The 20,655-nt window shown below is 66.0% G+C and carries 23 protein-coding genes; 14 read left to right on the forward strand and 9 right to left on the reverse strand.

From position 1 onward, the window contains the following. The first annotated feature begins 1 nt into the window (after window position 1). From ACN0V4_RS03425 to ACN0V4_RS03440, 4 genes are all read left to right on the forward strand, one after another. Window positions 2-820 carry an NAD-dependent epimerase/dehydratase family protein gene (locus tag ACN0V4_RS03425; protein ID WP_417673127.1) on the forward strand — a complete coding sequence of 273 codons (819 nt, stop codon included), beginning with the start codon at window positions 2-4 and terminating at the stop codon, window positions 818-820. Then, window positions 817-939, forward strand: a complete 123-nt coding sequence (locus ACN0V4_RS03430; RefSeq protein ID WP_417673128.1) for a hypothetical protein — start codon at window positions 817-819, stop codon at window positions 937-939. The genes ACN0V4_RS03425 and ACN0V4_RS03430 overlap by 4 nt, the downstream gene beginning before the upstream one ends. A gap of 84 nt (window positions 940-1,023) precedes the next feature. Further along, window positions 1,024-1,230, forward strand: coding sequence for a hypothetical protein (locus tag ACN0V4_RS03435; protein WP_417673129.1), 207 nt, complete (start codon window positions 1,024-1,026; stop codon window positions 1,228-1,230). 51 nt (window positions 1,231-1,281) lie between these two features. Then, complete coding sequence (locus tag ACN0V4_RS03440; RefSeq protein ID WP_417673130.1) at window positions 1,282-2,205, forward strand: LysR substrate-binding domain-containing protein; 924 nt, start codon at window positions 1,282-1,284, stop codon at window positions 2,203-2,205. Window positions 2,206-2,589: 384 nt separating this feature from the next. Here ACN0V4_RS03440 and ACN0V4_RS03445 read toward each other — a convergent pair whose 3' ends face one another. From ACN0V4_RS03445 to ACN0V4_RS03460, 4 genes are all read right to left on the reverse strand, one after another. After that, window positions 2,590-3,039, reverse strand: a complete 450-nt coding sequence (locus tag ACN0V4_RS03445) for a PaaI family thioesterase (protein WP_417673131.1) — start codon at window positions 3,037-3,039, stop codon at window positions 2,590-2,592. Window positions 3,040-3,203: 164 nt separating this feature from the next. Beyond that, window positions 3,204-3,617 carry an ASCH domain-containing protein gene (locus tag ACN0V4_RS03450; protein WP_417673132.1) on the reverse strand — a complete coding sequence of 138 codons (414 nt, stop codon included), beginning with the start codon at window positions 3,615-3,617 and terminating at the stop codon, window positions 3,204-3,206. Between the two features lie 122 nt (window positions 3,618-3,739). Continuing rightward, window positions 3,740-4,603 (reverse strand): pyridoxal kinase, encoded by an 864-nt coding sequence (gene pdxY, locus ACN0V4_RS03455; protein WP_417673133.1) that lies wholly within the window; start codon window positions 4,601-4,603, stop codon window positions 3,740-3,742. Then, complete coding sequence (locus tag ACN0V4_RS03460) at window positions 4,600-5,295, reverse strand: MOSC domain-containing protein (RefSeq protein WP_417673134.1); 696 nt, start codon at window positions 5,293-5,295, stop codon at window positions 4,600-4,602. Before ACN0V4_RS03460 ends, pdxY begins: the two co-directional genes overlap by 4 nt. Window positions 5,296-5,387: 92 nt before the next feature. On the opposite strand from ACN0V4_RS03460, the gene ACN0V4_RS03465 reads away from it, so the two are divergent. Further along, on the forward strand, window positions 5,388-6,800 hold the full coding sequence (locus ACN0V4_RS03465) for a PLP-dependent aminotransferase family protein (protein WP_417673135.1): 1,413 nt from the start codon (window positions 5,388-5,390) through the stop codon (window positions 6,798-6,800). A gap of 2 nt (window positions 6,801-6,802) precedes the next feature. Here ACN0V4_RS03465 and bioB read toward each other — a convergent pair whose 3' ends face one another. The 4 genes from bioB to ACN0V4_RS03485 form a co-directional block, all read right to left on the reverse strand. Then, window positions 6,803-7,789 (reverse strand): biotin synthase BioB, encoded by a 987-nt coding sequence (gene bioB / locus ACN0V4_RS03470; RefSeq protein WP_417673136.1) that lies wholly within the window; start codon window positions 7,787-7,789, stop codon window positions 6,803-6,805. Beyond that, on the reverse strand, window positions 7,786-8,343 hold the full coding sequence (locus ACN0V4_RS03475) for a biotin transporter BioY (RefSeq protein WP_417673137.1): 558 nt from the start codon (window positions 8,341-8,343) through the stop codon (window positions 7,786-7,788). The genes bioB and ACN0V4_RS03475 overlap by 4 nt, the downstream gene beginning before the upstream one ends. A gap of 84 nt (window positions 8,344-8,427) precedes the next feature. Then, window positions 8,428-9,096 (reverse strand): GntR family transcriptional regulator, encoded by a 669-nt coding sequence (locus ACN0V4_RS03480; protein ID WP_417673138.1) that lies wholly within the window; start codon window positions 9,094-9,096, stop codon window positions 8,428-8,430. Between the two features lie 179 nt (window positions 9,097-9,275). Then, entirely contained in the window at window positions 9,276-10,139 is an 864-nt protein-coding gene (locus tag ACN0V4_RS03485) for a LysR family transcriptional regulator (RefSeq protein ID WP_417673139.1), read from the reverse strand. 112 nt (window positions 10,140-10,251) lie between these two features. Here ACN0V4_RS03485 and ACN0V4_RS03490 point away from each other — a divergent pair, with 112 nt between their 5' ends. The 6 genes from ACN0V4_RS03490 to ACN0V4_RS03515 all read left to right on the forward strand — a co-directional run bounded on the left by ACN0V4_RS03490 (window position 10,252) and on the right by ACN0V4_RS03515 (window position 16,206). Beyond that, on the forward strand, window positions 10,252-11,397 hold the full coding sequence (locus ACN0V4_RS03490; RefSeq protein WP_417673140.1) for an ABC transporter ATP-binding protein: 1,146 nt from the start codon (window positions 10,252-10,254) through the stop codon (window positions 11,395-11,397). Continuing rightward, on the forward strand, window positions 11,390-12,370 hold the full coding sequence (locus ACN0V4_RS03495; RefSeq protein ID WP_417673141.1) for a carbohydrate ABC transporter permease: 981 nt from the start codon (window positions 11,390-11,392) through the stop codon (window positions 12,368-12,370). Before ACN0V4_RS03490 ends, ACN0V4_RS03495 begins: the two co-directional genes overlap by 8 nt. Further along, window positions 12,367-13,260, forward strand: coding sequence for a carbohydrate ABC transporter permease (locus tag ACN0V4_RS03500; protein WP_417673142.1), 894 nt, complete (start codon window positions 12,367-12,369; stop codon window positions 13,258-13,260). The genes ACN0V4_RS03495 and ACN0V4_RS03500 overlap by 4 nt, the downstream gene beginning before the upstream one ends. Window positions 13,261-13,286: 26 nt before the next feature. Then, complete coding sequence (locus tag ACN0V4_RS03505; RefSeq protein WP_417673143.1) at window positions 13,287-14,528, forward strand: ABC transporter substrate-binding protein; 1,242 nt, start codon at window positions 13,287-13,289, stop codon at window positions 14,526-14,528. 62 nt (window positions 14,529-14,590) lie between these two features. Beyond that, window positions 14,591-15,442, forward strand: a complete 852-nt coding sequence (locus tag ACN0V4_RS03510; RefSeq protein ID WP_417673144.1) for a phosphodiesterase — start codon at window positions 14,591-14,593, stop codon at window positions 15,440-15,442. Then, a complete protein-coding gene (locus tag ACN0V4_RS03515; RefSeq protein ID WP_417673145.1) occupies window positions 15,442-16,206 on the forward strand; it encodes an HAD-IIA family hydrolase in 765 nt (254 codons plus the stop codon). The genes ACN0V4_RS03510 and ACN0V4_RS03515 overlap by 1 nt, the downstream gene beginning before the upstream one ends. 19 nt (window positions 16,207-16,225) lie before the next feature. On the opposite strand, the gene ACN0V4_RS03520 is transcribed toward ACN0V4_RS03515, so the two are convergent. Further along, window positions 16,226-17,035, reverse strand: a complete 810-nt coding sequence (locus tag ACN0V4_RS03520) for an IclR family transcriptional regulator (protein ID WP_417673146.1) — start codon at window positions 17,033-17,035, stop codon at window positions 16,226-16,228. 194 nt (window positions 17,036-17,229) lie between these two features. Between ACN0V4_RS03520 and ACN0V4_RS03525 the strand changes: the two genes are divergently transcribed. From ACN0V4_RS03525 to ACN0V4_RS03535, 3 genes are all read left to right on the forward strand, one after another. Further along, a complete protein-coding gene (locus ACN0V4_RS03525; RefSeq protein ID WP_417673910.1) occupies window positions 17,230-18,729 on the forward strand; it encodes an ABC transporter substrate-binding protein in 1,500 nt (499 codons plus the stop codon). A 105-nt stretch (window positions 18,730-18,834) separates the two neighbouring features. Then, a complete protein-coding gene (locus tag ACN0V4_RS03530) occupies window positions 18,835-19,752 on the forward strand; it encodes an ABC transporter permease (protein WP_417673147.1) in 918 nt (305 codons plus the stop codon). A gap of 1 nt (window position 19,753) precedes the next feature. Next, entirely contained in the window at window positions 19,754-20,653 is a 900-nt protein-coding gene (locus ACN0V4_RS03535; RefSeq protein WP_417673148.1) for an ABC transporter permease, read from the forward strand. The last annotated feature ends 2 nt before the right edge of the window (window positions 20,654-20,655 follow it).

Raw genomic sequence — 20,655 nt, forward strand, 5'->3', positions numbered from 1 at the left:
GATGACGAAACCGTTCAAGAAGATCCTGATCACCGGTGCGGCCGGTCGCCTGGGCTCCGAACTGCGCCGGGGGCTCGTGCCGCTGGCCGACCGGCTGGTGCTGGCCGACCGGGTTGAGATCGCCGATCTGCAGCCGAACGAGGAGGCCTGCGTTTTCGATCTGAGCGACGAAGCCGCCACCATCGCCGCGACCGAGGGCTGCGACGCCATCGTCCATATGGGCGGCGCGCCGCTGGAGCGCCCCTGGAACGAGATCCTCGACAGCAACATCCGCGGCTCCTATCACATCTATGAGGGCGCCCGGAAACATCGGGTGAAGCGGGTGATCTATGCCTCCTCGGTCCACGCCATCGGCTATCACCGGATCGACGACCACATCAAAGGCAATGCCGTTGGCCGCCCCGACAGCCTTTACGGCGTGTCGAAATGCTTCGTCGAAGCGCTGGCGAGCCTCTATTGGGACAAGTTCGGGATCGAGAGCGCCTGCGTGCGCATCTTCTCTTCCTTCCCGGAGCCGGCGGATCGCCGGATGCTGTGGTCCTGGCTCAGCTTCGACGATTGCGTCCGTCTGGTCAGCGCGGCGCTGACCGCGCCGCACCTGGGCTTTTCCGTGGTCGCGGGCATGTCCGACAACAAGGTCAAGCCGGTCGACAACTCGCAGGCCGGCCATCTGGGCTATGCGCCGCAGGACAGCTCTGAGCCCTATCGCGAAGCGCTGGAGGCCAAGACCGATCCCGCCGATCCGATGGCTCCCTCGACCAGATGCATCGGCGGTTGGTTTGTCAATCTTGGCCACCCTGATGATGTGGCCCCAGAATGAGAGAAGAATATGACGTGGTGATTGTCGGCGAGGCCGTCGCCTCTTGCCTGACCGCCAATCCGGATTTCATCGGCATGCTTCTGATGGTGGAGAAGGAGACGACCGATCTGCGGGCGTGATCCTTGGCGCCAGGGTACGACGGCAGGCTGCCGTGATGATCGACCTCACCGGGGTGTTCTGCCGGCCCGAGGGCAAGTATTCCCTTGCTGGTGGTCGGCCGCCATCCTGAGGTGGAGAATGTCATCTGCGCCAACGGCTTCTCCGGCCATGGGCTGCAGCAAGGCCCGGCGACTGGCCGAGGCGTGGCGGCGATGATCATCCAGGGCGGATTTCGCACGCTCGATCTCTCCGAAGTCGGCTTCGCGCGGATCATCGCGAAACGACCCTTCCTTGAGAAGGCCGTGATCTGATACGGTAAAGGCCTCGCGCCTCAGCGCGGGGCCAGTCCGGCGGAGACCCTGATGAAAAGCCCATCCATCCGAATGCTGCCACTCAACGCATTGCGGGTGTTCTGGGTGGTGATCCGCAAGGGCAGCTTTCGCAGTGCCGCCGACGATCTTCTGGTGACGCCGCAGGCGGTCAGCCAGCAGATCAAACTGCTTGAAGATATCCTCAACGTGCTGCTGTTCGAACGCCGTGGCCGGGTGATCGAGCCGACAGAAGCGGCAATCCTGCTGTCGCATTTCGTGCAGGCGGGGTTCGATGAATTCGCGGAAGGGGTGCGTCGGGTCACCAACGCAACCTATCGCAACCGGATCAACATCAACGTCAGCCCATATTTTGCGACGCGCTATCTTATCGCCCGGCTCGAAGGGGTCCGTGACAAGCTGCCCGGTGCCGACCTGCGGCTGACTACCATGGTGGAACTGCCGGATTTCACAGCAGACGAGGTTGACGCTTCGATCCAGTGGGGCTTCGGCACCTGGAAGGAGCTGGACACCACCTTGCTGGTCGATGATCCCAAGATCATCTGTTGCGCGCCTTCGCTGGCCGACCGGATCAGAAAACCCGCTGATCTAAGCAAGATGACCTTGTTGCATCCGGTGCTTGCGCGTGATCTCTGGACCCGGGTCTTCGGCCATTTCGGGCTCGATCATCCCGAAACCGCCGGCGTTATCGAATTTCAGGATGCGGCGACGATGCGGCGCGGCACGATTTCCGGGATCGGCGTGGGGCTGATCTCGCGGATCGACGCCCTGCATGATCTCGAAGCCGGCAGATTGGTGGCGCCGCTGGGGCTGGATGCGCTGGCAGGGATGCGCAGAGAGGATATCCCCGGTTTCTACCTGATCCTTCCCAAGGCGCACCGGCGGGTGAAGACCATTGCGGCGTTCTGCGACTGGATCACCGCCGAGGATTGGACCACGCCGGTCGAACTGCCCTGACCTCGATCGGCTTGGTGATTTTTCGCGCAAGGCAGAATTTGTGCCGACCCGATCTTTCTAGATTTGGCAAATGGCCGCCGAGGTGGTCGATGTGAGGACGTCGCTCGCCTCGGAGGGCATGATGATCTGCGTCGCCCATGAGTTGGGCTTTGCCCGCAAGCTGGCGGATCGCCTGATCTTCATGGACCAGGACGAGATCGTCGAGCAGGGCGGGGGATGCGGCCCTCGGCAATCCGACCAGCCAGCGGACCAAGATCTTCCTGCCCCGGGTTCCGGGCCACTGGCAAAGGGCGGGCATGGAGTTGCTCCGCCCCTGTCTCGCCTAGCCAGACTGCGCTGGAGCCCGCCGTATCGGCAGGTGGCCCCGGGGTCTGCTGATCCGCTCTAGCTGTCCGGCCGGTCGAGCAGGCAGATCAGCGTCTGCTGTCCGGTCGCCACGTGCTTGCGCTGCTCGGCCGTCACCCCCCAGACATCAAGCTGGCAGATGGTCAGCGTCCGGCCGTTCTTGATGACCCGCCCCGTCGCCTCGAGGAAATCGCCCTGCGCCGGGCTGATCAGGTTCATCTTGAATTCGACGGTCAGAACCGAGCTGCCTTCGGGGAAGAGGGTGAAGCCGGCATAGCCGCCAGCGCTGTCGGCAATGGCCGAGGTGCCACCGGCATGAAAGAACCCGTGCTGCTGGGTCAGCTCGGCGCGGAACGGCAGGCGCAGGGTCACCAGACCGGCGCGGATTTCGGTCATCTCGGCCCCGAGATGGGCCATCAGCCCCTGGCGGGCAAAGCTTTCGCGGGCGCGTGCCGCGACCTCCGGGGGTACGGGGGCTCCGATCTGCATGTCTCTCCTCCGATTGCATCGCGCGCAGTATGACCTGTCGCCGGGCCGCGGGACATGAGAAATTCTCATCCGGAGGTGAGTGGAAAGCGGTCGATCCCGGAGCGCACGGCGGGGTCATTTCAGAGCCCCGGGAACCGGCGGCGCGGACCTCGCGGCCCTTGCGCTCAGCTCAGGACCTCAACCACAAGGAACCGTTCCCAGACGATGTCCATGTCCGGGGAAAAGCCGCCATTTCGCTCAAAATAACCCCGATGTCCTGCCCGCCACCCTGCAAGGCTGTCATCCTCGCCCTCCAGCAGGGCCATCGCTTCGGTCACCTCGTCGAACCGGCAGTGAACCAGCTCCACCGTCTCGATCACCAGCGCCGGAGTGTCATCCCAGGTCATGGCGATATCGCGCCGCCCGATGACGGGCATGGGATCGCCGTCCAGATAGTCCCGAAGCGCCCCGCAGGTGGCCCGCTTCTTGCCTGAGCGCACGAGAGAGAGGAGCGCCTCACACAGGGCGGCGTTGTCGCCGAACTTGAAGGTCTCCGCCGTGGGGTAGCGCATTTTCAGCGCCTCGATCGTCTCCGGCATGGTCGCGTGGGTCTCCCTCGTTCGTCTCATGGCCCGCGCGGCCTCCTAAATCCACGCCGCCGGCCGTAAATGGCTGTTTTCTGAGGCGTCTTGCCTTCGGGGCTGCGATCGGCCCGAAAAGGTCAGCATCGCTCGTCCTCGGTTTGGCCGAGCGTCAGCAGGGTTCGGCGGAACACGGGGTCGCTCAGCACCACCTCGGCGGCGCCAAGCGTCTTGGCATGGCTCAGCGCGCGGGCGGTGAGGCTCTGGGCAGTCTCGACGGCGCGGGGCAGCGGCAGGCCACGGCCGAGCCCGGCGACCACCAGCCCGGCGAAGAGATCGCCGGTGCCCGAGAGCGCGATGGGCAGGCGCTCGATCGGGTGGCGGCTGATGCCCCCGGGGCCAAGGAGCAGGGTTTCAAGTTGGCCGGGGCCGGTGTCATCGAGCACGCAGCCGGTGGCGATCAGATGCGCGGCGGGGGCGATGTGCAGCGCCTCGCGCGCGGCCTGGAGATCGGCAAGCGTCCGGATGTCCTGGCCCGTCAGCCAAGCCAGCTCGAACGGGTTCGGCGTGGCGAGATCGGCCATCGGCAGCAGCCGGTCGCGCATCACATCGGCGATCGCCTCGGGCACGTAGAGGCCGGGGCCTTCGTCGCCCATCACCGGGTCGCAGAGATAGGTGAGCGCGGGGTTCACCGCCTTCGCTTCTGCCACGAAATCCGCCACCATCCCGGCCACGTCGAGCGAGCCGATATAGCCGGTGAGGATGAAATCCGCCCGCTCCGGCAGGCCGCGTTCGCGGGCGCCCTGCAGCAGGTCCGAGAAGAACTCGGGCGGCAGGGCGCGGCCGCGCAGGGTCGGGTAGTCGGGCGTGTTCGAGAACACCACGGTGGGGATCGCCGCCACCTCCAGCCCGGCCGCCTGCATCGGAAAGAGCGCGGCGGAATTGCCCACATGGCCAAAGACCACCTGGCTTTGGATCGAAATGACGAAAGGGGGGCGTGTCATGCAATGCCGTCCAGTCTCTGGCTCCAGTCCTCGACCCGGCGGCTTTCCAGCCGTCGGACCGCATATTTGCGCCAGCCCTCGGCCAGCACGTCAAGGTCGGCGATGCCTTCCAGCTCGCCCAGATTCAACCGATCGACATAGAGCGCGTGCCACAGCCGTTTGAGCGTCCAGTCCGGCGCCACCCGATCGATCAGTTCCAGCCGGTTGCCGGGGGTCACCGTGCCGGGGCACAGCACCCGGTAATACCAGCCGGTGCGCCCGGTCAATTGCACCCGCCGCGCCATGTCGGCAACCCCGAACCGCCGGTTCAGCTTCCAGCAGGGCTGGCGGCCCTGCGACACCTGGATTAGCGCCGTGCCCAGGCGGAACATGTCACCGACGGCGACTGTCGCCTCGGTCAGCCCGGTGGTCGAGATATTCTCGCCGAACCCCCCGGGCGCGGTGAGCGGCGGCAGGTCGCCCAATTCGGCGCGCCAGGTGGCATAATGGTCGAGCGGATAGTGATGCACCGCCTTCTCGACGCCGCCATGCACCCGCCGGTCGGCCTGTTGGTCACTTTCAAAGCCTTCCGGCCCCAGTGCCAGCGGCCAGTCCACCGGCGTCTTGACGATGCCGCTCAGGGCCTCGCTACCGGGCAGGGGCGCGGCGCGTCCGGTCAGCAATGTGATCTGGGGATTGGGGGAGGGGATCATCGGGGCCTCTTGTGTTTTCCGCCTCTTTGGCAAATTACTGGCCCAATCAGAAGTGCCAGTATTGAAGAAACCAACTAGGCCAGTTTGACGGGATGCGCGAGCCGCTCGCCCTTGAGATCGAGCCGGGCCACGGCGGCCCGCTGTTCCTCGCCATTGCCGAGGCGATCACCCGTGACATTACCCGCGGGCGGCTCAGGCCCGGGGCGCGGCTCCCCGGCACGCGGGCGCTGGCGCGCGAGCTGGGGGTGCATCGCAACACGGTCGATGCGGCTTATCAGGAGCTGCTGACCCAGGGCTGGCTGCAGGCCGAACCCGCGCGGGGCACCTTCGTGGCGCAGGATCTGCCGCAGGGGGTGCTGGCCCACAGGCCCGCGCCCGCGCCGATGGACCCGGTGACGCCGAGCGCAGGGCTCGCGTTCACCGACGGTGCGCCGGACCCCAAGCTGGTGCCCGACAAGGCGCTGGCCCGGGCCTTTCGCCGGGCGCTCCTGTCGCCCGCCTTCCGCGCCGGGGCGGATTACGGCGATGCGCGCGGCACCCCTTCGCTGCGCGAGGCACTGGCAGGCTATCTCGCCTCGGACCGGGGCGTTGTGGCGGACCCGTCGCGGCTGCTGATCGCGCGAGGCAGCCAGATGGCGCTGTTCCTGGCCGTGCGGGCGGCGCTGTCTCCGGGTGAGGTCATCGCGGTGGAGGAGCCGGGCTATCCGCTGGCATGGGAGGCGTTTCGCGCGGCGGGGGCAAAGGTGCGGGGCGTGCCGGTGGATGGCGGTGGCCTCAGGATCGACGCGCTGGAGGCCGCGCTGGCCCGCGATCCGCGCATCCGGGCGGTCTATGTCACGCCGCATCACCAGTATCCGACCACGGTGACCATGGGCGCGGCGCGGCGATTGCAGCTCTTGGAGTTGGCGCAGCGCCACGGGCTGACGCTGATCGAGGACGATTACGACCACGAATACCGCTTCGAGGGGCGCCCGGTGCTGCCGCTGGCCGCCCGTGCGCCCGAGGGCCTGCCGCTGATCTACGTGGGCTCGCTCTCAAAGCTGCTCTCGCCCGGTATCCGGCTGGGCTATGCGCTGGCGCCCGAGCACTTGCTGCGGCGGATGGCCGAGGCGCGCGCCGCCATCGACCGGCAGGGCGACGCGCCGCTGGAGGCGGCACTGGCGGAACTGATCCGCGATGGCGATCTCGGTCGTCATGCCCGCAAGGCGCGGCGGGTCTACCGGGCGCGGCGGGATCTGTTGGCGAGGTTGTTGGGGGAGCATCTGGGAGGGCGGGCGACATTCGATCTGCCCGCCGGGGGCCTCGCGCTGTGGCTGTGCTGCGCGGGCGTTTCGGCCGAGAGCTGGGCCGAGCGTGCGGGGCAGGCGGGTCTGGCGATGCTGCCGGGTACGCGCTTTGCGCTGGAGGGCCCGGCGCCGCAGGCCTTCCGTCTGGGCTACGCGGCGCTGGACGAGGGGCAGATCGCCCGGGCGGTGGAGATCCTCGCCCGGAGCTTTCCCGGCTGAACCTATTCCGCCGCGACCGGGGGCCGGGCCTGCGCGGGGGCGACATGCATCCCGAGCCGGGTCAGCAGATCCTGATCCTTCCACGCCGCCGGGTTGCCGGTGGTCAGCAACTGGTCGCCCACGAAGATCGAGTTCGCCCCGGCAAGAAAGCACAGCGCCTGCAACTCGTCGCTCATCCCCGTGCGCCCGGCGGACAGCCGCACGACCGAGGCCGGCATCAGGATGCGGGCCAGCGCCACGATGCGCACCAGCGCGAAGGGATCGACTGCCTGCGCTCGCTCCTGCACCGGCACGCCCTCGATCTCGTTCCACAGGTTCACCGGCACGCTGTCCGGGTGCGCGGGCAGCGTCGCCAGCGTCACCAGCATGGCGATGCGGTCTTCCTGGGCCTCGCCCATGCCGAGGATGCCGCCGCAGCAGACCTTGATGCCGCCCTTGCGGACCTGCTCGACGGTGTCGAGGCGGTCTTCCATCGTGCGGGTGCTGGCGATCTGCGCGTAATAGTCGGGCGAGGTGTCGATATTGTGGTTGTAGAAGTCGAGGCCCGCCGCCTTGAGCCGCGCGACCTGTTCGGGCGAGAGCATTCCCAGCGTCATGCAGGTTTCCAGTCCCAGATCGGCCACGCCCTGTACCATGTCGCAGAGCTTGTCCATGTCGCGGTCCTTGGGGCTGCGCCAGGCGGCCCCCATGCAGAACCTTTGCGCTCCAGCGGCCTTGGCACGCTGCGCGGCGGCGAGAACCTCCTCCGTTCCCATCAGTTTGGTCGCCTTCACCCCGGTGTCGTGATGGGCGGATTGCGAGCAATAACCGCAATCCTCGGGGCAGCCGCCGGTCTTGATGCTGAGCAGGCTGGCGGTCTCGATCGCATTGGGATCGAAATGGGCGCGGTGCAGGCTTTGGGCGCGGTGCATCAGGTCGGCGAAGGGCAGGGCGTGGATCGCTCGTGCCTCCGCCATGGTCCAGTCGGTTCTGATTTCCGGGCGGATCATTGCGCGCGACCTTTCAGGCGGGCCACGGCCGCGATCAGGCCGGAGGCCAGCGCGATCTTGACCAGATCACCGAGGATGAAGGGGGTAAAGCCCGCCGTCAGCAGCTTCGGCGCCGGCACGAAGGTGGCGAGCCAGGCCAGACCACCGGCATAGACCACGGCCAGCCCCGCGATCATCGCCAGCGCCGTGCCGATCACTCCGCGTCCCCGCGTCAGCGCGCCCACCAGCGGCGCGGCCAGCAGATAGCCCAGCAGATAGCCGCCCGTCGGCCCGGCCATGTAGGCGAGCCCGATGCCGCGTTCGGGCGAGCCAGAGAAGACCGGCAGGCCGATCGCACCGGCGCCCAGATAGGCGGCCATCGCGGCCAGAGCCAGACGCGGGCCCAGCGTCGCCGCCACCAGGAAGACGGCTAGCGTGTGCAGCGTCATCGGCACCGGCCAGAACGGGATCTGGACCTTGGCGCCCAGCGTGATCAGCGCGGCGCCGCACAGCGCCAGGCCAAGCCCGCGCCAAAGCGACGCGGGGCGTGTCAGAGAGGGGGTGAAAGATGCCATCGGCTTGTCCTCCGAAGATAGCTGTAGAATCTATCTATAATTACGGGGAGGATTTGAGGGTTGAGCAATCTTAATTATAGATAATTACCCAAGAAACTCATAAGTCTCTCGTGGATCAGCATTTTTCGTCGCTGCCTTGCGCTTGCCAATCCAGCCGACATGGCGCGCCAGCGTGGCGCAGGCGAGGTCGGTTCGCCCCTTGCGCAGGGCGTCCAGAATGGCGCGGTGATCGTGATCTGTGCGCGCCTCCCAGTCGCGGCGCCAGGCGGCGAACAGGAACCGGGCGCTGGCCGCCTGCAGGTCGTCGATGGTCCTGAGCAACCGCGGCATCCGGCAGGGGGACAGGATCAGCCGGTGGAAATGCCGGTTCGCCGCCTCCCACTCCCGAACCGAAGTGGCACTGTCGCCATGGCGCGTAACCTCTTCTGCTTCCTCAAGAATGGCGCGGGTCATATTGGGCGCCGCGTGACGCAGGGCGAGGGATTCCAGGCTCGCCCGCATCTCGGCGACCTCACGCAGCTCGGCCACGTCGAAGTCGGTGACGCGAAAGCCGCGCCGGGGCTCGCTCTCGGCCAGACCCTGGGTCTGTAGCTCACGAAAGGCCTCTCGCACGGGGACGTGGCTGGCGCCGAACTCGGCGGCGATGTGATCCTGCCTGAGCCGCGTGCCGGGCGGGATCTCGCCCGAGATGATGCGGTCGGCGAGGACGCGGGCGATGCGCGCGGATTGGGTCTCTTCGGGGGCGTGTTTCATGAATTATAGATAATTCATCCGCCCAGCGATGTCGATGCGGAACTTCGGCCGTGACCTCCCCATGATGCCAGCCTGCACTGCACGGAGGTCAAGCGGGCTGATCAGCGCCACGGGCGAAACGCCCGGACCCTTCTTCGCCCAGCTGCCGGCGCCGCGATCGTTGCTCATCGCGCCGCACATCAGGTATTGATGCCGAAGAAGACCTCGTGCAGTGGCCCCTTGGCCGAATGCAGCGAGAACACGAAGTCCGATCGCTCCCGGCGCATCTCCCGGCAGGGGATTTGCGCGAAACCGTCGCGGCGGCTGGTGCCGTGGCTCCACATAAACCCAATGCCGAGATCATTGGCCACGGCATCCAGAACGCCGTCGCGAGTGTCGAGCACGATGCTCGCCTGCGGTGTCAGACGGAGGCTGCGAAAGGCCTCGTCCACCGCGCGCTGGGTGGACGACCCCGGCGTGCGGAAGATCAGCCGTTCCGAGATCAGCTCGGTGCAGCTCAGCTCACCCTGCCGGGCCAGCGGGTGGTCGGGATGGGCGATCGCCACCACCGATTGGCTCTGGATCTGGCGCCGGCGGAACCGCGGCTCGTCGGGGATATCGGGCAGGACGGCGACATCGACGCGCCCCTCGACCACCGCCTCGAAAATCTTGCCCCAACTGCCCATCTCGATCTTCACGTTCACCCCGGGGCAGAGCTTTTGAAAGGCGCCGATCCGCGCCATGCCGGGCATCGCGTTGCCCAGTCCCACCCGTAATTCCCCCTGTTCGAGATTGCGATGTTGGGTGAGGAGATCGGCGATCTGCTGCCCGGCCTCCTCGATCTCGCGCGAGAAGGCATAGATCTGCTGGCAAAGCGGCGTCGGCAGCATGTCGTTCGCCGCGCGGCGGAACAGATCCAGCCCCAGCGCGCGTTCGAGATCGCGCACCTGCTGGCTGATCGTGGCCTGCGACACCGAAAGCCGGCGGGCGGCGGCCGAGAAACTGCCGGTCTCCATCACCGCATTGAGCGCGCGCAGGCGCGACAGCGTCAGGGCCGGGAGCATGTCTTTGGGCAACAAGGAGTTCATGCGCAACCCATAGGCATTGCCTGTAACCGTAACATGACTGTCGCAGAAATTCCCTATGACGCCCGGGAACCGACCGCATGAGGGCCCGATGGCGACCGTAGAATTGCACTCTATCCGAAAATCCTTCGGCACGACCGATGTGCTCAAGGGCGTCAGCCTGGAGATCGCGGATGGCGAGTTCCTGTCGCTCGTCGGCCCGTCGGGCTGTGGCAAATCCACCCTGCTGCGCATCCTCGCCGGGCTCGAGACGCAGACCGGCGGCTCGGTTCGGATCGGCGGTCAAAGCGTCGACGGCTATCGCGCCGCGGACCGGGATCTGGCGATGGTGTTTCAGAGCTATGCGCTCTATCCGCATCTGACGGTGGCCGAGAATATTGCCGTGCCGCTGACCATGCGCCGGCTCTCGGCGGCGCAGCGCCTGCCGCTGGTCGGTGGGCTGCTGCCCGGCACAAGGGCCCGGCGGGACGACATCATGCAGACGGTGCGCGCCGCGGCCGAGACGCTGGAGATCGCCCATCTGCTCGACCGCAAGCCCGGGCAACTGTCCGGCGGTCAGCGCCAGCGCGTGGCCGTGGGCCGGGCGTTGGTGCGCGAGCCATCGGCCTTTCTGCTCGACGAGCCGCTGTCGAACCTCGACGCCAAGATGCGGGTGCACATGCGGGCCGAGATCGCCCAGCTCAACCGCCAGCTCGGCGCCACCTTCGTCTATGTCACCCATGATCAGGCCGAGGCGATGACGATGTCGGACCGGATCGCGGTGATGATGGAGGGGGAGATCCTGCAGATCGGCAGCCCAGATGTGCTTTATGATCATCCTGTCGATATCCGGGTGGCGCAATTCATCGGCTCTCCCGCCATCAACATTCTGCCGGCCGAGACCGGCGAGGCGGGGCGGATCCACGTCAACGGCATCGCCTCGGCCTTGCGGGCGACGGGGCCGGCGGTTGAACATCTGGGGATCCGCCCCGAAGCGCTGAGCCCCTGCGACGGCGCCGGGTTGATCGCCGGCCGGGTGCGGCTGGTCGAAAACCTCGGTTCGGATCTGTTCGTGCAACTCGACGTGCCGGGCGTCGCCCGTCCGGTGGTGGTGCGCCTGGCGCCCGCCGCGCGGGGGGCGGTGGCGCCGGGCACCATGCTGCATCTCAGCGCCGATCCGGCGCGGATCACCGGCTTTGACTGTGCCGGCAAGGCCGCGCCGGTGGCGGCGCTGGCCGAGGTGCGGGCGCATGTCTGATCTCGCTCCGATCCCGTCGGCGCCGATCGCCCGGCCGCGCGCCGCCGCCCGGCCCGAGCGTCGGCAGGCCCGTGCCGGTATGGCGCTGCTGGCGCCGGCGCTGTTCTTGATGCTGGCGATCCTGATCCTGCCGGTCGCGGTGGCGGCGGTTTTGTCCTTCACCGATTACACGCTGGGTCGGCCGGGGCTGACCTGGGTGGGGCTGGAGAATTACGCCGATCTCGTCACCCGGTCGAGCTATCGCAAGATGATCGCGGCGACGGTGCTCTATGTGCTGCTGGTGGTGCCGGCCTCGGTCTTTCTCGGGCTGGGCGCGGCGCTGCTGATCCGCTCGCTCAGGGTGGGGCAATCCCTTTACAAGACCATCTATTTCCTGCCGGTCATGGCCTCGCTTCTGGCGATGGCGATTGTCTGGGAATTCGCGCTGCACCCGACACTCGGCATCGTCAACCGCACGCTGGCGCTGGCATGCGACACGCCGCTGGAGCTTTGGCCCTGGGTCGCGCGCGGTTGCGCCGAAGGCTTCCCGCTCTGGCTTGGCGATCGCGGCTATGCGCTGGGGACGCTCGCCTTCATCGGCATCTGGCAGAGCTTCGGCTTCAACATGGTGCTCTATCTCGCCGGGCTGACTTCGGTGCCGCGCGATCTTTATGGTGCCGCCGAGATGGACGGGGTGAGATCGGGGTGGGAGCGATTCCGGCTGATCACCTGGCCGATGCTGGGGCCGACCACCGTCTTTGTCGTCACCATCACCACCATCCGATCCTTCCAGGTCTTCGACACGGTCGAGGCGCTGACCCACGGCGGCCCGGCGAAGTCCACCTATGTGATGATCTACGCGATCTACGAAAAGGGCATCGCCCAGAACCTCGTCGGGCTCGGGGCGGCAATCACCATCCTGTTCCTCGGCTTCGTGATGCTGATCAGCGTCGCCCAACGCCGCTTTGTCGAACGCAAGGTGCATTACCAATGACCCACCGTTTCTCCACCCGCCAGACGCTGGCGCATGTCCTGCTGATCCTTGGCGCGGTGATCGTGCTCTTGCCCTTCTACGTGATGGTCACCACCTCGTTCAAATCCCCGGCCGAGATCGCCTCGGGCACCGGCGGCATCTTCGGGGCGCAGGCCTTGATGTCGGATCAGAGCTGCCTGAACCTCGGCGGCACTGATGCCGACTGTCTGACCCGGCCGGTGATCGACAATTACCACCAGGCCTTCACCAAAGCGCCGCTCTGGCGGTATCTGCTGAACGGGGTGATCGTCACCGCCTCGATCTTCGCACTGCAGACGCTGATCGCGGTGCCGGCGGCCTATGCGCTGGCCAAGCTCAGGTTCTGGGGGCGCGAGGCGGCCTTTGGCCTGGTGCTGTTTTGCCTGTTGATCCCGGTCCATGCCATCGCCCTGCCGCTTTACCTGATGCTGGCCAAGCTCGGGCTCACCAACAGCTATGCGGCGCTGATCCTGCCCTGGAGCGTGTCGGCCTTCGGTATCTTCCTGCTCAGGCAGTTCTTCATGACCGTTCCCGATGATCTGATCGACGCCGCCCGGATGGATGGCATGGGTGAATTCGCCATCATCTGGCGGGTGATGCTGCCGGTGGCGATCCCGGCGCTCCTGGCCTTCGCGATCTTCTCGGTGGTGGCGCATTGGAACGACTACTTCTGGCCGCGCATCGTCATCACCGGCGACCGCAGCCTGTTCACCCCGCCGCTTGGCCTGCGCGAGTTCAAGGGCGATCTGGATGGCGACTTCTATGGCCCGATGATGGCCACCGCGCTGATCATCGTCACCCCGCTGGTGGTCGCCTTCCTGCTTGCCCAGCGACGCTTCATCGACGGCATCACGCTGACCGGCATGAAATAATCTCTCTCCCACAAAGGACCGAACCGATGAAATACCTTCTTCCGCTGGCCGCCTCGGCCACGCTCCTCGCCCCTGCGGCGCAGGCGGTGGATATCGAGGTCGCCTATGCCTATTCCTCCGTCTTCGACACCACCTTCGAGCGGATCATGGAGGCGTTCCAGACGGCGCAGCCGGACATTCACGTGACCTTCCGCGCCACCTACGAGAATTACGAGGACGCGACCAACACGATCCTGCGCGAGGCGGTGGCCGGCACGCTGCCCGACGTCTCCTTCCAGGCGCTGAACCGTCAGGCGCTGCTTGTCGAACGCGGCATCGCCAAGCCGCTCGATCCCTATATCGCCGCCGAGGCCGATTTCAACGCGGCCGGCTATCACAAGGCGATGCTGGATCTGTCGACCTTCGGCGGCAAGGTCTATGGGCTGCCGTTCTCGGTCTCGACCCCGATCGGGTTTTACAACATGGACATCCTGCGCGCGGCGGGTGTCGAGACTGTGCCGACCACCTGGGATCAGGTGATCGACGCCTGCCGCGCGATCAACGCCAAGGGCGATCATGACGCGCTGTTCTGGCATTGGGACATCTCGGGCAACTGGCTGCTGCAGGCAGCGATGTGGAGCCAGGGCGTGCCGATGATCAAGGACGGCAAGCTGAACATGGACAACCCCGAGGGGTTGAAGGCGCTGGAGACCGCCAAGGCGATCTTTCACGACTGTAACATGAAGAACATCTCGGGCGGCGATGCCTCCAAGCAGTTCGCCGCCGGTGATCTGGGGATGTTCTTCAGTTCGACCGCCTATGTCGGCTTCGTCGACCGCTCCAAGCTGGGCGAGTGGGAGTTCGTCACCGGCGCCTATCCGGGGATCGGCGGGACGCCGAAGGCGCTGCCGGCGGGGGGCAATTCGGCGATGTTGACCTCGCAATCCGACGACCCCGAGGTGCTGAAGGCCGCCTGGGAGTTCATCAAGTTCACCACCTCGGGCGAGGGGGCGGCGGCGGTGGCGCTGACCACCGGGTATATCCCGCCCAACAAGGCGGCGAATGATCTGCTGATGGACAGTTTCTATGCGCAGAACCCCAACAAGCTGACCGCCGTGAACCAGTTGCCGCTGCTGTCCGAATGGTTCGCCTATCCGGGCGACAACGGGTTGGCGGTGACCCAGGTGATCGACGACAGCCTCGAAGCCATCCTGGTGGGCGATGCCGGCGATATGGAAGAGCTGCGCGACGAGATGGTCGAAGAGGTCAACGCGCTTTTGCCGCGCTGACCCTGTCACCCTCATGCGCGGCGGCCCGGGGTCGCCGCGCGCCATTTCCGAAGGATATCCGAATGACTGATCCGCTGCGCTTCGCGGTCTTGACCGACCTCCATTTCGTGCCCGAGGGGCAAACCATCTATGGTTTCGACCCGCGCCAGAGCCTGCGCGCCGCGCTGGCGTTCCTGCCCAGCCTGCCGCAGGTCGATTTCCTGGTGGTCGCCGGTGATCTCGCCGACCGGGCGGAACCCGCCGCCTATGACAGCCTGCGGGCCGAGCTTGCCGGGCTGCCGTTTCCGGTGATCCTGATGGTCGGCAACCATGACGCCCGCGCCCCCTTCCGCGCGGTCTTTCCTGATGCGCCGTCGCAGGGTGGTTTCGTGCAGGGGCTGCATGTCTTCGATCAGGCGAGCCTGATCACGCTCGATACGCTCTGCGAGGATGAGCCGGGGCATCACGGCCGGCTTTGCGCCGCACGGCTGGAGTTTCTGGAACAGGCGCTGCGCGAGGCGCCCACCGACCGGCCGGTGCTGCTGTTCCAGCACCATCCGCCGATGGATCTGGCGATCCCGCCGATGGACGCGATCCGGCTGCGCGACGAGGCGGCAGAACTGGCGGCCTTCGCCCGCGCCGGTCGCAAGCCTGACTATCTGTTCATGGGCCATGTGCATCGTCCGATCACCGGGCTGTGGCAGGGCATCCCCTTCCACATCCAGCGCGCCTTGATGCATCAGGTCTATCACGAATTCGACCAGCCCGGGCGGATCATGGGGGCGACCGAGGCGCCGGATCTGGCCTATGTCACCGTCGCGGACGGGCAGGTGCTGATCCACGACTGTTCCTTCACCTATGACGGGCCGATCTTCGATCTGGAGAGCCCCGAGGCCGCGGCGGTCGCCACCCCGGCCGAGCTGGTGAACCACTGATGCGGCTGGACGATTACGACGCGATCCTTTGCGATCTCGATGGCTGCCTGATCTCCGGCACCCGGGTGCTGCCCGGGGCGCAGGCGCTGATCGCCCGGGCGGGCGCGCGGCTGATCATCCTCAGCAACAATTCGACCGACACGCCCGCCAGCCTGTCGCGGCGGCTGGCGGCGATGGGGCTTGAGGCGCCGGCGGAACGCATCGTTCTGGCCGGCACCGCGGCGCTCGATCATCTGGCGCAGGAAGGGAAGGTGCGGCTTTGTCTTTACGGCAGTGCGGCGCTGACCGCCCATGCGCGGGGGCTCGGGCTGACCCTCGACCGTGAGAGGCCGAGCCATGTGCTGCTGACCCGGGACGAGGATTTCGCCTATGGCGATCTGAAGGCCTGTGTCGGCTTCCTGCGGGGTGGCGCGCGGCTGCTGGTGGCCAATCCGGACGAGAGCCATCCGGGGCCACAGGGGGAGCCGGTGCCGGAAACCGGCAGCCTGCTGGCGGCGATCCTCAGCGTGCTGCCGGGGCTCGAATATACCGTGATCGGCAAGCCCGAGGCCGGGCTCTATCGCCACGCGATGGCGCGTCTGCCGGCCGGCGCGCGCCGGTTGCTGGCGATCGGCGACAATCCGGCGACCGACGGGGTGGGGGCGGAACGGCTTGGGCTGGACTATGTCCTTATCGGCCCGCTGTCGGATCGGTACCGCGATCTTGACGCGCTGCTGGCCGAACCCTCCGCGGAATTCCAAGGGGCGAGCGGCGCGGCGATCTGATCGCCGGCCGCGCGCGCCCTCAGGTGCGGGCGTCCTGATCGTCCGGCGCCGGCGAGATGCTGTTGGCGATGTCCTGCAGATAGGGTGCGATCTCCTCGCGAACCCGCTCTTCGGGCCAGCTATGCGACGAGACTGAGCATTGCACCGCCGCAAAGGCCTGTTGCCCGGGGCTGCGGACCGGCGCGGCGATGGTGGTTTCGTTCAGGATCATCTCGTGATGCGAGATCACATAGCCTTGCTCCACCCCCTGCGCCACAAGCTCGGCGATTCGCCCGCGGTCGAGCGTGGTGCGCGGGGTATAGGGCTGCAGCGGCCAGCTCTGCAGGGCCTCGGCGCGCTCGGCCTCGGGGAAGGTCGACAAGATCACCCGCCCGGCCGAGGTGGACAGCGCCGGCAGCCGGCGACCGGCGATGCTGGCGGCGAATTGCGTGCGTTTGCAGGGCAGGCGGCTGACATAGATGATGTGGTCATCTGAGAGCTCGGCCAGATTCACCGTCTCGCCGATGGTCTGCGACAGTTCGATCAGCCGTGGCATGGCGCGGGCGACCAGCGTGTCGGACCAGTAATAGGCATAGGCCATCTGCAACCAGGCATGCGACGGGCTGTAGCGGCGGGTGCGCGGATCCTTGTCCAGCATACCCTCGAGGTGCAGCGTATTGGCGAAGCGCTGCGTCGCGCTCTTGTCCAGCCCGGTGCGCGCGGCGAGTTCTGACAGCGACAGCCGGGTGTGCGATTCGTCGAAGGCGCGCAGCAGACGCAACCCCTTGGCCAAGGCGCCGACATAAAGGGTGTTCTGCTTTCCGGATGCGGTCCCGTCCTCGGCCGTCATTATTTTTGCTGCCTCATGGTCAGAACCTTGGGCCTTAACTCTTGACGCATGGCCGTACGCCTTCTTTAATGGATCACATGATAAGTCTTTGTATTATTATGTAATACGCGACGATAATCTTCGCAACTGCCAACTGCGCCGCCTGGGCGCATAGACTGACGGGGACAACCATGACGCATTCTGTTTCTTTGAAGATGACGATCGCCGCCCTGGCGCTTGCCGCCGCGGCGGGCGAGGCCATGGCGGACAAGGCCAGCGGGACGCTCTACGCGGGCTTCACCAAGGAATTGGAGAACGTCGACAGCTATTTCAACTCGTCGCGCGAAGGCGTGGTGATGCAGCGCGCAATCTGGGACGGGCTGATCTATCGCGATCCGGAAACCAACGAATACAAGGGCAATCTCGCCGAATCCTGGACCTGGGTTGACGACACCACGCTGGAGTTCAAGCTGCGCCAGGGCATCACCTTCCACAATGGCGAGCCGTTCAACGCCGACGATGTGGTCTATACGGTCAACTTCGTCGCGGACGAGGCCAACGGGGTGAAGACCCAGCGCAACGTGAACTGGATGAAGTCGGCCGAGAAGATCGACGATTATACCGTGCGCATCCATCTGAAAGAGAAATTCCCCGCCGCGATCGAATTCCTGTCGGGGCCGGTGTCGATCTATCCCAATGAATATTATGCCGAGGTCGGCCCGTCGGGCATGGGGCTGAAACCGGTCGGCACCGGCCCCTACAAAGTGGTCGAAGTGGTGCCGGGACAGCATTTCGTGCTGGAGCGGAACGAGAACTATCACGACAGCCCCAAGGGCCAGCCGAAGATCGAGAAAATCGACATCCGCACCATTCCCGACGTGAACACCCAGATCGCCGAGCTGTTCTCGGGCTCGCTCGATCTGATCTGGCAGGTGCCCGCCGACCAGGCGCAGAAGCTGGAGCAGATGGGCCAGTTCACCGTCGCCAATGAATCGACCATGCGGGTCGGCTATATCTCGATGGACGCCGCCGGGCGCTCGGGGATGAACCCGAACCCCTTCACCGACGTGCGGGTGCGCAAGGCGGTCAACTATGCCATCGACCGGCAGGCGATCGTCGACAACCTGCTCAAGGGCAAGTCCAAGGTGGTGAACACCCCCTGTTTCCCCAGCCAGTTCGGCTGCGTGCAGGATGTCACCGTCTATGACTACAACCCGGAGAAAGCCAAGGCGCTGCTGGCCGAGGCGGGCTATGACAAAGGGTTCGAAACCGATCTCTATGCCTATCGTGACCGCGACTATGCCGAGGCCGTCGCCAGTTATCTGAGCGAGGTCGGCATCAAGGTGAACCTGAAGTACATGCAGTACTCGGCCATCCGCGAGCTGAACATGAAGGGCGAGGTTCCGTTCAACTTCTCGACCTGGGGCAGCTACTCGATCAACGACGCCTCGGCGATGGTCAGCCAGTTCTTCAAGTTGGGCAGCCTTGACGACGCGCGCGACGAAACGGTGGTTGCCGATCTCGACGTCGCCGACACCACCACCGATCCGGCCAAGCGGATCGAGTATTACACCAAGGCGCTGCAGCGGATCACCGACCAGGCCTATTGGGTGCCGCTGTTCAGCTATAACACCAACTATGTGTTCAAGACGGACGTCGATTACACCCCGACGCCGGACGAGGTGCTGCGCTTTACCACCATGTCGTGGAAGTAATCTCTCGCTGAACTATCCTCCGGCGCCCGCCTGCGCGCCGGAGGTTTCCCATGGCGGCGCCCGTTCGGGGTGCGTCGCCAAAGGTCATCTAAGGGTCTTCTGAACGTGTTCCAATTCATTCTGAAACGGCTGGGGCTGGCCATTCTCGTGGCCTTCACCGTGTCGTTCATCAGCTTTTCGCTGCTGTTCCTGGCGGGGGATCCCGCCGCGGCGCTGGCAGGGGAAACTGCGAGCGGCGAGGATATCGAAACGCTGCGCAAGCTCTATGGCTTCGATCGGCCGATGCTGGTGCAATATGGCGACTGGCTGTTCTCGGCGCTGCGCGGCGATTTCGGCGAGAGCTATTATTTCAAGCTGCCGGTCGCCGGGCTGATCTTCGACCGTTTGTCGATCACGATGACGCTGGGGGTCTGCGGCATCGCCTTCGCGCTGCTGACCGCCGTGCCACTGGGCGTCGCGGCCGCGATCCGTCCCAATTCGCTGATCGACCGCTTCGCGCTGTTCCTCTCGGTGGCGGGGCAGGCGTTGCCGAGCTTCTGGTTCGGGCTGATCCTGATCGTGGTCTTCTCGATCAAGCTGCGCTGGCTGCCGCCCTCGGGCACCGCGACCTGGCAGCATTTCATCATGCCGACCATCGTGTTGGGCTATTACGCGATGCCCGCGATCATGCGGCTGACCCGGGCTGGCATGCTCGAGGTGCTGTCGTCGGATTATATCCGCACCGCGCGGGCCAAGGGCGCGCCGGAGATACGGGTGATGTTCAAACATGCGCTGCGCAACGCGATCATCCCGGTGGTGAGCCTTGCCGCGGTGCAGATGGGCTTCATGCTGGGCGGCTCGATCGTGGTTGAATCGATCTTCGCGCTGCATGGCGCCGGCTATCTCGCCTGGGAGAGCATCGGGCGCAACGACCTGCCGACGGTGCAGGCGCTGATCCTGATCTTCGCGATGTTCTACATCGTCTTCACCTTTCTGGCCGACGTCCTCAACGCCTGGCTCGATCCGCGGATGAGGAGCAGCTGAGATGAGCGACGCTATGACCGATCCGCTGCTGGCGGAAATCGTCGGGCCGACGCCGGGGCAGATGCTGCGCAGGCGTATCTTCGGGCATCAGGGGCTGCTGATCGGCGGCGCCGTGGTGGCGCTGCTGGTGCTGGTGGCGATCTTTGCGCCAGTTCTTGCACCGCATGATCCCTATGCGCAAAGCCTGGTGGCGCGGATGAAGCCGCCGGTGTTCCTGGGCGGCACCTGGGAGCATCCGCTGGGCACCGACCACCTCGGGCGCGATTACCTCTCGCGGCTGATCTATGGCGCCCGGGTGTCGCTGATGATCGGCCTGATCACCGCGGTGATCTCGGGGCTGATCGGCTCGGTGATGGGGGTCTGCGCCGGGTATTTCGGCGGCCGTGTCGACGCGGTGGTGACCTTTCTGATCAACGTTCGCCTGGCGATGCCGGTGGTGCTGGTGGCGCTGGCCGTGGTCGCCATCCTTGGCGGCTCGCTGACCGTGATGATCGGGGTTCTGGGGCTGCTTCTGTGGGACCGGTTCGCGGTTGTGCTGCGCGCCTCGACCCGGCAGGTCCGGGAGCGGGAATATGTGGCGGCGGCGCAGGCGATCGGCGCCTCGACCCCGCGGATCCTGCTGGCCGAGATCATGCCGAATATCGTCAACAACCTGATCGTCGTGGTCACGCTGGAGATGGCCCATGCGATCCTGCTTGAGGCGGCGCTCAGCTTTCTGGGCCTTGGCGTGCAACCGCCGACCCCGAGCTGGGGGCTGATGGTCTCCGAGGGCAAGAACATGATGCTGTTCGAACCCTGGCTGGTGATGATCCCCGGCACGGTGCTTTTCGTGCTGGTTCTGGGCATCAACCTGATGGGCGACGGGCTGCGCGACGTGGCCGCCCCCGAGAACAGGAGCTGAAC

The organism is Pseudodonghicola sp. (assembly GCF_048268305.1).
In the GTDB taxonomy this organism is placed as follows: domain Bacteria; phylum Pseudomonadota; class Alphaproteobacteria; order Rhodobacterales; family Rhodobacteraceae; genus Pseudodonghicola.